Source organism: Bacillus sp. SDLI1, assembly GCF_001553895.1.
In the GTDB taxonomy this organism is placed as follows: Bacteria; Bacillota; Bacilli; order Bacillales; family Bacillaceae; genus Bacillus; species Bacillus siamensis.
In genome coordinates this window covers 202,226-215,943 of the sequence record NZ_CP013950.1, presented here as the reverse complement: position 1 = coordinate 215,943, position 13,718 = coordinate 202,226, and the positions used below count along the sequence as shown (strand labels likewise).

Here is a 13,718-nt window from a genome sequence, read left to right as displayed (position 1 = left end):
TGTACGGTATCGGCTGCTTTCGTTCACCGATACAGCTCAAAAGGCGGTAAGCCCATTCTTCGTGCCGGGAAGGTCTCAGCCTTGCCCCCCCTCTCTGTATGGCCGGTTCGAATGACTCATGTCCTTATCATTGCCATTTTTCTTATATCAACATAAAAACACACTCATCCCAAAAGAAGGGACGAGTGTGTGTCAGACCCGCGGTTCCACCCAAATTCCCGCCACTTCAAGCGGCGGCTCATTGTTGCCGTAACGCGGCTGTACGGTATCGGCTGCTTTCGTTCACCGATACAGCTCAAAAGGCGGTAAGCCCATTCTTCGTGCCGGGAAGGTCTCAGCCTTGCCTCCCCTCTCTGTATGGCCGGTTAAAATGACTCATGTCCTTATCATTGCAGATTCTTTATCCGAAAAAACTTTCTTTTATTATACATAAATTTCCGTGAAAAGAAAGTTTTTTTAAAAAAATCGGTAAAAAATTCGGCATATTCAGCTGTCCTGTTACGTCATCTTCCATTCGGTAACGCTTTTAATCCATTCAGCAGTTCTTCAAACGCCGATGTCAAAAATAAATCACGCCGGTAGATGAATGATATATTCATATCCCGAAAACGTTCAGGGAGCTGATGATGAAAAAGATTTTCCCGGTTTTGAAAATAACGGGCGGCTGACGCAGGCAAAAAGGAAACACCCAGCCCTGCCTGCACCGCTCCAATAATGGCTTCCAGCGTTCCGAATTCAATGATTTTATGTTCAGGCACTGCCTCTTCTTTCAATATGTTTTTTATTTTTCGGCGGTGCGAACAGCCGGCGGCAAAAAACAGAATCGGCTCTCGCAGCAGGCTTTGCAAGCTGCCTTCCCGCACATTTGAAACCACGATCAATTCTTCTTGGAATACGGCGGATTGTTTAAGGTCTTCGTGTTCAACCGGCCCATAAACAAAAGCCCCGTCCAGCTCATACTGCAGGACGCGCTGCACTAAGGTATGTGTATCACCGGTCGACAGTGACAGCTGTACTTTCGGATATCGTCTGCAATACTCCGTGAAAAATTGAGGGAGATGGACGGCTGCCGCCGTTTCTAAAGAACCGATGCGGAGCGGGCCGTTCGGATGTCCTGCCTCTTGCGCATTTTTTTGCGCCTCATATAGCAGCTGCAGAATTCTGTCTGCATCTTTCAATAAGCTTTCACCTGCTGGCGTCAGCGTCATTCCCCGATTCGTCCGGTAAAACAGCTGTGTTTGCAATTGCCGTTCCAGCTGCTGAATCCGGTTTGTTACATTTGATTGAACATAATGCAGACTTTCGGCCGCCTTTGAAATACTGCCTTTGCGGGCGACAGCCTGAAAAATCTTTAAGTCTCCGCTTTCCATGTAAGGACACCTTCTTGCTATGATTTTTATTGATAGCCGGCTATCAATTTTCCTTCATTTACTGCAGCTGTTACAGCCTGTAAAATTTTTCTCATCAACCATAAAGGAGAGAAAAATAATGGATGCCATTATCATACACGAAAATAGCTTTCATTTCAGGCAGATACCTGACAAACATCCGGGGAACGGAGAAGTCAAAATAAAGCTGAAAACAGCCGGATTAAACCATCGCGATTTATTTTTGATGAAAAACCACGAAACCGGAAACCGTGAATTTATTCTCGGTTCAGACGGCGCGGGAATCGTAACTGAAATAGGACACGGCGTCCGTTCTCATTTACTGCATGCGGAAGTCATCATCAACCCGGTGCTGAATTGGAAGACTGTTGAGGATGTACCAGCCGTCCCTGATATTTTAGGCGGTCCAAGCGACGGAACTTTTTCACCTTATGTCATCGTTCCTGCGGAAAATGCCATTGTAAAACCCGATCATCTGACATGGGAGGAAGCGGGCGTGCTGCCGTTATCAGCATTAACCGCTTATCGCGCCTTATTTACAAAAGGACAATTGAAAAAGGGCGAACACCTTATCCTTCCGGGCATCGGGAGCGGCGTGGCAACATACGCCTTACGAATGGCAAAAGCAATCGGAGCGACAGTCAGCGTCACCTCCCGCAGCGAAAACAAAAAACAAACCGCACTGTCATACGGTGCAGACCGGGCAATTGACAGTTACGGCGACTGGAATGAAGCGCTGAATGGCCAAAAAGCAGATATCATACTTGACGGTGTCGGTCCCGCTTTATATCAGCACTACCTTGACATTATGAAACCGAATGGCCGGATCGTAACATTCGGTGCCAGTTCAGGTGATCAGCTCGGATTTCCTATTCGCTCGCTGTTTTTTCCGCAGATTCATATTCTCGGTACATCAATGGGAAGCAATGAGGAATTCGCGCAAATGCTGGAATTGATAAAACGCTGCGGCATCCGCCCCATTATCGACCGTATGTACCCTCTAAGAGAAGCAGCTGATGCCATTAAGAGGTTGCAGGAAGGACGGCAGTTCGGCAATATCGGCTTTCATATAGATGTCTAAAAAGAGGAGCGGACCCTTCCGTTCTCTTTTTTGTTTATGAGCCTTCCGCTCTGACATACTCTTGATATGTTTCTATCAAAAAAATAAAAAAGTGTTTCCCCCGGCTTTTAAAACTTTTCGATGATACAGCCACACGACGGCTAAAGTGCCCGTCAATAAAATGCACAGCAAATGTGTTGGTGACTTTAAACGGCGCCGTCCGAGCTTGCACAGCGCTTCCAGATAACTTTTGTCAGCACAATCCTTGAAGTAACGTTTTGCGGCAGCTATCAAAACAGGCCTTCTAAACTTTCACCGATTTGAAACTGATGAACGGAAGAACAAATCATACGGCGCTCTGTTTCAGAAAGCAGATCATGCTGACAGTTCAGTTCCATGACATATGAAAAAACCGGCTGAGCCCAGCCGGTTCTATAAATAATCCCCTTTATTTACGGTAAAACAGTGCTCCCCATTAAATAACTGTCGACTTCGCGCGCTGCTTCCCGGCCCTCATTAATCGCCCATACAATCAGGCTTTGGCCTCTTCTCGCATCCCCTGCGGCGAAAACACCGTCAACATTCGTTTTATAATCCCCATATGCCGCCTGAATTTTATGATTTGCCGAATCGACACCAAACTGCTTCAATAATGGCTGTTCAGTTCCTTCAAAACCGATGGCGATAAACACCAGCTGAGCAGGCCATACTTTTTCCGTTCCGGGCAGTTCATGAAATTCATACTTGCCGAATTCATTTCTGACTTTTTCCATTTGGATGGTATGGATCTCTTTTAAGCGGCCTTGTTTATCGGCCACCATTTTTGTCGTCTGAATTGAATATTCTCTCGGATCTTTGCCGAACTTTGCCTGCGCTTCTTCATAGGCGTATTCAATGGTGAAGACGTGCGGCTGTTCAGGCCACATATTGTCATTCGTGCGCGTCTGAGGAAGTTTAGGATGTTTCCCGAACTGATGCACGCTGCGCGCTTTTTGGCGCAGCGCGGTTGCCACGCAGTCAGCTCCTGTGTCTCCCCCGCCGATCACGATGACGTCTTTCCCTTTAGCGTCTATAAATTGTTTATCTTTGAAGTTGGAATCTAAATAGCTTTTCGTCGCCAGTGTTAAATAATCCATTGCGTAATGGACGCCTTTTGCTTCCCGGCCTTCAATCAGCAGATTGCGCTGCTTTTGGGCGCCTGTGCACAAAATGACGGCATCAAATTGTTCTTTGAGCTCATCAGCCGTTATGTCAACGCCGATTTCGGTATTTGTCACAAAATCTATACCTTCCTGCGTCAAAAGCTTAATACGGCGTTCGACGACATTTTTTTCAAGTTTCATGCTCGGAATGCCGTACATCAGCAGGCCGCCGGCTCTGTCAGCACGCTCATAGACCGTTACGGAATGACCGGCTTGGTTCAGCTGATCAGCGCTTGCCAGACCTGCCGGGCCTGAACCGACGACAGCGACTTTCTTACCTGTGCGTTTCGCTGGAATTCTCGGCTGAATCCATCCGTTCTCAAAACCTTTGTCAATGATCGTCCGCTCGATGTTTTTAATTGAAACAGCCGGATCTGAAATGGCCAGTGTACAAGATCCTTCACAGGGAGCGGGACAGACCCGCCCTGTGAATTCAGGAAAGTTGTTCGTTTTCAGAAGGCGCTCCAGTGCTTCTTTCCAGCGCCCCCGATAGACGAGGTCATTCCATTCCGGTATTAAATTATAAATCGGACATCCGGATGTAAAACCGTTAATATCAGCGCCGATTTGGCAAAACGGTGTGCCGCAATCCATACACCGCGCCCCCTGCCGCTTTGACGCTTCATCTGAAAATGGAGCCGAATACTCTTTCCAATCTTTTAAGCGAGTGAGAGGGTCCCGCTCAGCCGGTTTTTCTCTTTTTTCTTCCATGAATCCAGTTGGTTTCCCCATGTTCCTCTCCCCTTTCTTACTGCACTACCGCTTGTTTTTGATCTTTGGCCGGCGTTTTGTGAGCCTTTGTGTTGGCTTCAAAAGCATACATAATGGCGTCTTCTTCTGATAACCCCGCCGCTTTTTGTTCTTCGATGCTGAGGAGCATTTGTTTATAGTTTTTCGGAATGACTTTGATAAAGGTCTTTGCGGCGTCTTCCCAATGATCCAGGAGGTCTGCGGCTTTTTTGCTGTTTGTCAGCGCCGCATGCCGTTTGACCATTTCTTTCACTTCTTTGATCTCCGTTTCATCCGTCAGTTTTTCAAATGAAATCATTTCCGTGTTGCATTTGCGTTTAAATGCTTTGGCATCATCGCTCAGGACGTATGCGATACCGCCTGACATCCCCGCTCCGAAGTTTTTGCCGACTTCACCGAGGACGACAACCCTGCCGCCTGTCATGTATTCACAGCCGTGATCTCCGATACCTTCTACAACGACATTGACTCCGCTGTTGCGGACCGCAAAACGTTCACCGGCGCGCCCGTTAATGTACGCTTCCCCGCTTGTTGCTCCGTAAAAGGCGACGTTCCCGATAATAACGTTCTCATGCGTTTCGCAATTGAACACATCAGGCGCTTTCACGATGATTTTTCCGCCGGACAGCCCTTTTCCTACATAGTCATTTGAATCCCCGGTCAAATGAAGCGTCATCCCTTTAGGGACAAATGCGCCGAAACTCTGTCCTGCTGATCCGGTGAAATGAAGCCTGATCGTATCATCCGGCAGTCCTTCCGCTCCGTAGCGTTTGGAAATTTCACTTCCCGTCACGGTTCCGGCTACGCGATTTGTATTATTGATCTTGATTTCCGCTTCCGCTTCCTGACCGGCTTCAATTGCAGCCTGCACCGCCGGAAGAATTTCCGTCATATCAAGTGACTGGCTGATTTTATGATTTTGCGCAGTCCGGAAAGTGCGCACGCCTTCAGGCTGATACAGCAGCGTGGATAAATCAAGCTGTCCCGCTTTCCAATGCGCTTTTGCACGTTCGCTGACATGAAGAACGTCCGTACGGCCGATCATTTCATCCAGCGTTTTAAAACCTAACTGCGCCATATATTCACGCACTTCTTCCGCGACAAACAGCATGTAGTTTACGATATGATCAGGATCGCCCATAAACTTTTTGCGCAGCTCCGGATTTTGCGTCGCGACACCTACAGGACATGTATCTAAGTGGCAGGCGCGCATCATGACGCAGCCTAGAACGACGAGCGGCGCTGTGGCAAAGCCGAATTCTTCCGCGCCTAGCAAGGCGGCCATCACGACGTCGCGCCCTGTCATCAGCTTACCGTCCGTCTCCAATACCACGCGATCCCGTAAACCGTTCAGCATCAGCGTTTGGTGTGCTTCTGCAAGACCAAGCTCCCACGGAAGACCTGTATGTTTAATACTCGTTTTCGGTGAAGCACCCGTTCCGCCGTCGTACCCACTAATGACGATGACATCCGCCGTACCTTTTGCCACACCGGCCGCAATCGTGCCGACGCCGGCTTTTGACACGAGCTTGACGCTGATTCGCGCGTTTCGATTTGCATTTTTTAAATCATGGATCAGCTGAGCCAGATCTTCAATTGAATAAATGTCATGATGAGGAGGCGGTGAAATCAGCCCGACACCTGGTGTAGAACCGCGGACATCCGCGACCCAAGGATATACTTTGTTGCCCGGAAGCTGGCCGCCTTCTCCCGGCTTCGCCCCTTGCGCCATTTTGATCTGCAATTCATCCGCATTGACGAGATAATGGCTTTTTACGCCAAAACGGCCGGATGCGATCTGTTTAATTGCACTTCTTCTGTCGTCACCATTTTCATCCGGAATAAAACGTTTCGGGTCTTCGCCGCCTTCTCCGCTGTTGCTTTTTCCGCCGAGCCGGTTCATCGCTATTGCCAAAGCTTCATGCGCTTCCTTGCTTAATGAACCGAACGACATCGCCCCTGTTTTAAAACGTTTCACGATAGACGCAGCTGATTCGACTTCTTCTAATTTTAAAGGTTTGCGGTCTTCTTTGAAGGCGAACAGATTACGCAAAAATCCGATTCGTTCTTCATCCGCTGCATGAGAATATTGCTTAAACAGGCTGTAATCATTCTTACGGCACGCCCATTGCAGGGTATGGATGGTTTTCGGATTGAAAGCGTGGTGCTCTCCCCCGTTTCGCCATTGGAATTCACTACCCGGCTCAAGAGTTTGGCTGTAATCATCCTTGTAAGCCGCTTGATGACGCTGTTTCGCTTCTTGCGCAATCGTTTCGCTATCGATTCCGCCAAGCTGGGATGCAGTTCCCGTAAAGTATTTGGAGATGACGTCTTCACCGATGCCGACCGCTTCAAAAATTTGGGCGCCCCTGTAACTTTGCACAGTTGAAATTCCCATTTTTGACATCACTTTCACGACGCCTTCTGTCACGCTCTTTCCGTATTTGCTGACAGCTTCTTCATACGGAATATCAAGCCGTCCTTCATCGATTTCCTGCTTATACGTAGCATAAGTCAAATACGGATTGACAGCATCGGCCCCATATCCGATGAGAGCCGCAAAGTGATGAACTTCACGCGCTTCGCCTGATTCAACGATAATGCTTGCTTTAGTGCGCAGACCTTGACGGATCAAATGCTGATGCAGCGCACTGACGGCCAAAAGCGGCGGAATCGGCGTCAATTCTTTACTCATTGCCCTGTCAGATAAAATTAACAGAGATACGCCTTCCTTGATTGCTTTTTCCGCCTGCTGAAACAAATCTTTCAGGCCTTTTTCTAGGTCATCGGAAAACAGCGTGCGGATGTTCTGGCTCTTAATGTCAGGATGCACAAGTGTTTTCAGCGCATAAAACTGTTCGTTAGATAATACAGGAGTGTACAGTTTTATGCGGCGGGCATTTCTTTCACTCGGATGCAGCAGATCGCCTTCAGCTCCGAGCCATGTCACCGTGGAGGTCACCAGCTGCTCGCGGATCGCGTCAATCGGCGGGTTTGTGACTTGCGCAAACAGCTGTTTAAAATAATGAAACAGTGATTGGGCGCGATCGGATAAAACGGCGAGCGGCGAGTCATTTCCCATGGAGCCGAGCGGGTCTTTGCCTTCTTTAATAACAGGAATTAAATATTTCTGAATATCTTCATACGTATAGCCAAACGCTTTTTGCCGGACGAGAAGATCATCGAATTGTTCCTCTTCCCGGATTTCCGGATCAGGATTCACTTGAACCAATTCCTCTTCAAGCCATTTTTGATACGGGAATTCATTGGCGATTTCCGTTTTTACTTCTTCATCTGAAATAATCCGGCCTTCCCCTAAGTCAATGAGCAGCATTTTTCCGGGTTCCAGGCGTTTTTTATGAAGAATGTTTTCCTGTTCCACTTCAATAACGCCCACCTCAGATGAGAAAATAATATGGTCATCTTTTGTCACATAGTAACGTGCCGGACGCAGGCCGTTACGGTCAAGGATGGCGCCGATTTGTTTACCGTCTGTAAACGAAATGGCGGTCGGTCCGTCCCACGGCTCCATTAAAGAGCTGTGATATTCGTAAAAAGCCCGTTTCGCTTTAGACATGTGAGTGTTTTCGGTCCATGGTTCCGGGATCAGCATCATTGCCGTATGTGCCGGCTTCCGTCCCGCCATCACGAAAAATTCAAACGCATTATCAAGAATGGATGAGTCACTGCCCTCAGCATTTAAAATCGGCAGCACTTTATGAAGATCGTCTCCGAAGCTTTCTGAAACGAACTGCTGCTCTCTCGCCCGCATCCAATTGATATTGCCCCGGAGCGTATTGATTTCTCCGTTATGGATCAGATAGCGGTTCGGATGGGCACGTTCCCAAGTAGGAAAGGTATTTGTGCTGAACCGTGAATGTACGAGTGAAAATGCAGATACGAAGGTTTCATCCTGCAAATCCAAATAAAACGCGTCAACCTGCTCAGGCGTTAACAAACCTTTATAAACGATAGTCTGGCTTGACAGGCTTGCGAAGTAAAAATCAAGCTGTTCTTGAACGCCCCAATTTTCAGCCTGCTTCCGGATGACATACAGTTTGCGTTCAAAAGCAAGGCTGTCTTTCAAATCGTTTGCGGCACCGATAAATACTTGGCGAACGTACGGGCAAGTACTTTGTGCCACTGTTCCGATTTTTCCGACATTAACAGGGACGGTTCTCCAGCCGAGAACGGTCTGCCCTTCCTGCTCAATGAATGCATTCACCTGTTTTTCGATCTTTTTTCTTTCTTCTTCATTTTGCGAGAAAAAGACCATTCCTACCCCGTAACGGCCTTTTTCAGGCAGCTTCATTTCTCCGCACTCTTTCTTAAAAAAAGCATCAGGGATCTGAACCATCAGGCCGGCGCCGTCTCCCGTATTCGGGTCACTGCCCTGTCCTCCTCTGTGATCCAGCTGGCAAAGCATCTGCAGTCCTTTTTTGACAATGTCATGTGAAGGTTTCCCTTTTAAATGGGCATACAAGCCGATTCCGCATGCATCATGCTCAAATTCCGGACGGTAGAGACCTTGTGCTTTCGGCATTTGATTGTAAGTCATAATTCCTCTCCCCCGATCAGTTTCCGTTAATTATCGGTCATAAAATCTGACAACTTTAAATTAATTGTAAGTTTTCAAAACAATATAAACAATATATAATTTAGATCAAATACATCTCAAAATGAGATAGATAGGTGTGAACGCAATGGAATTACGCCAGCTTCGGTATTTTATGGAGGTAGCAGAACGGGAACATGTGTCAGAAGCGGCTGATCATCTGCATGTCGCCCAATCCGCCATCAGCAGGCAGATTGCAAATCTTGAAGAAGAGCTGAAGGTCACTTTATTTGAACGGGAAGGCAGAAATATTAAGTTAACGCCGATCGGCAAACAATTTTTAGAACATGTTAAAACAGCGATGAAAGCAATTGATTACGCGAAGGAACAAATCGATGAATATCTTGACCCTAATCGCGGAACCGTCAAAATAGGATTTCCGACGAGCCTTGCAAGTCAGCTTTTGCCGACAGTGATTTCAGCATTTAAAGAGGAGCACCCGAACGTTGAGTTTTTGCTCCGCCAAGGATCTTATAAATTTTTAATCGAAGCCGTAAGAAACAGGGACATAGATGCGGCGCTTCTCGGCCCCGTTCCGACGGAATTTCCCGACATAACAGGCAATATCTTATTCACAGAAAAGATTTACGCGCTTGTTCCGCTGCATCATCCGCTTGCCAAACAAAAAAATATCCATTTAATTGATCTGCGCGGCGACCAATTTGTTTTATTTCCTGAAGGATTTATTCTCCGCAATATGGCGATTGACGCTTGCAGACAGGCAGGCTTTGCGCCGCTTGTATCAACGGAGGGCGAGGATTTAGATGCCATTAAAGGATTAGTCTCCGCAGGGATGGGCGTTACTTTATTGCCTGAAAGCACCTTTGCGGAAACCACACCTCGGTTCACGGTCAAAATTCCGATTGAATTCCCTCAAGTGAAGCGCACCGTAGGCATTATTAAGCCAAAAGGCAGAGAACTGGCTCCGTCTGCGAATGATTTCTATCATTTTGTCATTCAATTTTTCTCCAAACTTGAACAATATCAATAAAAACAAACCCGAGCTTCAAAACGAAGCCTCGGGCTTTGCCATATTTTATTGACTTTTCTCAGCCGATCGGGATGGACAGTTCAACGTGGCAGACAAACGCTTCCGGATCAATGACTGATTGGCCGGTCTGTTTATGCGGCGTTTCTTTATATGTCTTCAGCTGAGCCGAGGAATAATTGACGATGCCGAGCCCAAGCTCTTCTCCCTGCTGATCAAGCAGTCTGACAACCGCCCCGCTGCTGAATCTGCCGTTAATCTGTTCGATATCCTGCGGTGAGAGCGCCACATTTCCGTTCGCTATATCGCGGCTGCTTTTCTTCTCCATCACAATCTCGCCTTCGGGGCCGGAATTAAATGCAAGCCATTGTTCTTTGTGGTTTAACGGGAGGGTTCCTTCCGCTTCAAAATAAGTTCCTTCAGCCGCCTCTTCTACCGCTTGAAGCAGAATGTCCGGGGTATTAGCCTGCCCGAGAAAGCCTTTAATACCGGAGGCCATCACAATTTTAAAAGCATCCAGCTTTGAACGCATTCCGCCGGTTCCCATCTCACTCCCGGCATCTCCCGCGCTTGCTTCTATTTCCGGGGTGATGTCACTTACATGTCTGATTCGTGCCGCTTCCGGGTTGCTGCGCGGATTATCATCATATAATCCGTCGATATCTGATAAAATCACAAGCATGTCAGCATCAATTAAGCCTGCGACCTTTGCCGCGAGTGTATCATTATCACCGAATTTCAGCCGATTGACTGTGACGGTGTCATTTTCATTAATAATCGGAATAATGCCTCGTTCCAAAAGGACGTTCATTGTATTGCGGACATTATGATAGCGGTATTCATCAGAAAAGTCGCTTCTTGTAATTAAAATTTGTGACGCGACATAACCGTGCGCTAAAAAAAGCTTTGAATAAGCTTCCATTAATAATCCCTGCCCGATGGAAGCAGAAGCCTGTTTTTCAGGGAGGCTTTCCGGTTTCTGAATAAAGCCGAGCTTCCGATAACCTGCCGCCACTGCGCCGGAAGATACTAAAATCACTTCATAACCGCTGTCTTTCAGCTGTGCGATTTGATCCACCAATGTCTCCAGTTTTCTTCTGCTGATTTCTCCGTGCAGGCTCGTCAGTGAGCTGCTGCCGATTTTCACCGCGACTCTTTTGATCTCCGTCCGAGACGTCACTGTATCACTCCTGTTTTTATTTTATAGTGCTGCTGTTTTTTCAATTGTTTTGCTGATCTCAATAGAACGTTCAGTCGCATGTTTAATGGCTTTGGCAATGGCTTCCCCGCCGCCTTCAGACCTGAGCGCATCAAGGCCGGCTGCAGTCGTGCCGTTTGGAGAGGTGATGTTTTCTCGAAGCACACCCGGTTTTTCCCCTGTCTCCATCAGCATTTTGGCTGCGCCTAATAATGTTTGCGCGCCGATTTTGCGGGACAGTTCTTTATCTAAGCCGGCTTCTTCACCTGCTTTTTCGATAAACTCCATTAAATAATAAAAGTATGCCGGCCCGCTGCCTGCGATGCCGGTGAAAATGTCCATCTGATCTTCCTTGATCACATATACTTCACCGAGACATTCCAGAAGGGATACCGCAGTTTGTGCTGAACTTTGAGAGACATGGTCTCCGAAAGCCGCAGCTGTTGCCGATTCGCCGATCATGCTGGATGTGTTCGGCATGACTCTTACAACCGGCTGATTCTCATGTAATGATTGTTGTATAAATGAGGTTGTTATGCCTGCCAAGACAGACAGGATGATTTGATGAGGTTGAATACGCCGTTTCAGCGTCTCCAGAGCGATTTCAGCATCCTTCGGTTTCATAGCTAAAATAAAGACATCAATGTCTTCGGTTTTCATGCTGTCAAAATCCGTGCCTTTAATTCCGTATTGATGTTCCAATTCAGCGAGTCGCTCTGTATTTCGGCGGTTTGTCACGCAGATGTTTTGATTGGGAATTTTTTTTGCGCGGACCATGCCTGATATCATTCCTTCAGCCATTGATCCTGCTCCTATAAAAGCAACTTTCTTTTGATCTAAGATCGGTAACATCTCCCTTGTTCGTATTTTGTTCGCATTTTCACACGTTTTTTATGTTATCATGTCAGGAGTCAATGTCAAGTTTGAAGGTTTTATTGATATGTATTGTTCCGAGCCTGTTATTATGTATAATGAATCACAGAACACACCGCCTGAGCCCGGGCGGCGGGGTGTGTTCCGGACAGATTTAAAAATTATCGGAAAGGGCTTTTTCTATCAGCTTTTTGCAGCGGTCAAGCTCTGTCTTAAGCTGTTTTTTGTAAAGCTTCGCAGCTTCATAGTCTTTAAATTGATAGAGAACGACTTCCTGGAGTTTGGCTCCTTCTTTTTTGACCTTTACCTGTTTTAAGATCCCGTCATCCAAGAGTTCGTGGAGTGAACGGTATACCTCAGTATGATTCGGCTTGAAACCGATGGGTTTAAATTCGGAGCGCAGCACCTCGAGAAGCTTCAGTCCGTAAAGCCGTTCCTGCTCTGTCATTGTAATCATGTAAAGCTTTAAAAAAGCCCTTTGTTTCACTAAAAAACCGGTTGAACTTCTTTTTTCTTCTTTCAATATGTGCACACCCTTTCCTCTAACAAATTATTCCATGTACTAAATATTCTCTTTATATTCCGTTTTCCCTTTCATTGTGCGAACAGTTTAATTTGTATTGATTTGTTTTTTTGAACGGCGGAAAAAATATATTTGAACATTTGGTACATAGTTTATTTAGTTTAAATTATAACTGATATCGGTTTCTTTTTCATTCCTTTTTTCGCACAAATCCTTTATATCTGCTCATTCGGTTTTAAGGAAACAAAAAAAGACCTGTCTAAAAAGACAGATCCCGTTTTTTTTAAGGATTGGTTGACCATAAACCGGCAGTTTTGACGAAAATGCGCGGATGTAATTTCAATTGAGCAACCATATATTCTGCAAGATCCTCAGGCTGCATGACTTTTTCCGGATTGCCGTCTGTCAGATTTAATTCAATTGACATATCGCTGGCAACCGTGCTCGGAGTCATTGCGCTGACACGGATATTGTGTTTTCTCACTTCCTGCATGAGAGATTCAGTCAGACCGAGAACGGCAAATTTCGAAGCGCTGTACGCACTTGTCGCCGCGGCGCCTCTTTGGCCAGCCGTAGAGGAAATATTAATGATATCTCCTGATTTTCTCTCGATCATTTCAGGAAGAATGGCGCGTGTCACATGGTATACACCCATTACATTAACTTGAATGATGTCTTCCCACTCTTCTGGCGTAAGATCTAAAAATCCGCCGAATTTGCTGATTCCGGCATTGTTAATAAGGATGTCAATCTCACCGAGATCTTCTTTAATAGAAGCGACGGCTTGTTCGACCTCTTTTTGACTTTTCACATCGGCAGCAGCGAATGATGTCTTTACACCAAGGGCTTCCACTTCTTCTGCAACCTTTTTAACATTTGCTTCAGTGCGGCCGATTAAACCGATATTGACTCCTTCTTTCGCTAAAGCAATAGCGGCGGCGCGGCCGATTCCTCTGCCCGCACCCGTGATAAGAGCCGTTTTGTTCTGTATGCTTTCCATGTCTTTCACCCTTTCTGAATGTCCTTATGTACGATTTCACATTATAAGCAGAAAAAAAACAATTAGCAAATAAAACGATTCAACAGTCTCCATAAAGGGTATCAACTGAAAAAAGGAGTGA

General features: G+C 46.5%; 9 protein-coding genes and 1 other annotated feature (1 of these 10 cut by a window edge). Of the genes, 2 read left to right on the top strand and 7 right to left on the bottom strand.

The genetic code is table 11. The features are described from left to right. Positions 1 to 140: a binding site (T-box leader), on the bottom strand (it extends 85 nt beyond the left edge of the window). Positions 141 to 503: 363 nt separating this feature from the next. Further along, on the bottom strand, positions 504 to 1,370 hold the full coding sequence (locus tag AUL54_RS01295) for a LysR family transcriptional regulator (protein ID WP_060962632.1): 867 nt from the start codon (positions 1,368 to 1,370) through the stop codon (positions 504 to 506). Between the two features lie 118 nt (positions 1,371 to 1,488). Between AUL54_RS01295 and AUL54_RS01290 the strand changes: the two genes are divergently transcribed. Continuing rightward, positions 1,489 to 2,469, top strand: coding sequence for a zinc-binding dehydrogenase (locus tag AUL54_RS01290; RefSeq protein ID WP_060962631.1), 981 nt, complete (start codon positions 1,489 to 1,491; stop codon positions 2,467 to 2,469). Between the two features lie 431 nt (positions 2,470 to 2,900). Here AUL54_RS01290 and gltD read toward each other — a convergent pair whose 3' ends face one another. Together gltD and gltB are read right to left on the bottom strand one after the other, a co-directional pair. Beyond that, positions 2,901 to 4,382 (bottom strand): glutamate synthase small subunit, encoded by a 1,482-nt coding sequence (gene gltD, locus AUL54_RS01280; RefSeq protein ID WP_060962629.1) that lies wholly within the window; start codon positions 4,380 to 4,382, stop codon positions 2,901 to 2,903. A gap of 16 nt (positions 4,383 to 4,398) precedes the next feature. After that, a complete protein-coding gene (gltB, locus tag AUL54_RS01275; RefSeq protein WP_060962628.1) occupies positions 4,399 to 8,958 on the bottom strand; it encodes a glutamate synthase large subunit in 4,560 nt (1,519 codons plus the stop codon). 145 nt (positions 8,959 to 9,103) lie between these two features. Here gltB and AUL54_RS01270 point away from each other — a divergent pair, with 145 nt between their 5' ends. After that, positions 9,104 to 10,006 carry a glutamate biosynthesis transcriptional regulator GltC gene (locus tag AUL54_RS01270; RefSeq protein WP_016936565.1) on the top strand — a complete coding sequence of 301 codons (903 nt, stop codon included), beginning with the start codon at positions 9,104 to 9,106 and terminating at the stop codon, positions 10,004 to 10,006. Positions 10,007 to 10,064: 58 nt separating this feature from the next. On the opposite strand, the gene proB is transcribed toward AUL54_RS01270, so the two are convergent. The 4 genes from proB to AUL54_RS01250 all read right to left on the bottom strand — a co-directional run bounded on the left by proB (position 10,065) and on the right by AUL54_RS01250 (position 13,597). After that, positions 10,065 to 11,183 carry a glutamate 5-kinase gene (gene proB / locus AUL54_RS01265; RefSeq protein ID WP_060962627.1) on the bottom strand — a complete coding sequence of 373 codons (1,119 nt, stop codon included), beginning with the start codon at positions 11,181 to 11,183 and terminating at the stop codon, positions 10,065 to 10,067. A 21-nt stretch (positions 11,184 to 11,204) separates the two neighbouring features. Next, positions 11,205 to 12,053: a pyrroline-5-carboxylate reductase gene (gene proC / locus AUL54_RS01260; RefSeq protein ID WP_082761589.1), complete on the bottom strand. Its 849-nt coding sequence runs from the start codon at positions 12,051 to 12,053 to the stop codon at positions 11,205 to 11,207. 175 nt (positions 12,054 to 12,228) lie between these two features. After that, complete coding sequence (rtp, locus tag AUL54_RS01255) at positions 12,229 to 12,597, bottom strand: replication termination protein (RefSeq protein ID WP_016936568.1); 369 nt, start codon at positions 12,595 to 12,597, stop codon at positions 12,229 to 12,231. Positions 12,598 to 12,880: 283 nt separating this feature from the next. Then, the gene (locus AUL54_RS01250; RefSeq protein WP_060962625.1) at positions 12,881 to 13,597 is read right to left on the bottom strand and encodes a 3-ketoacyl-ACP reductase; all 717 of its coding nucleotides are present in this window, start codon (positions 13,595 to 13,597) and stop codon (positions 12,881 to 12,883) included. Positions 13,598 to 13,718: the final 121 nt, after the last annotated feature.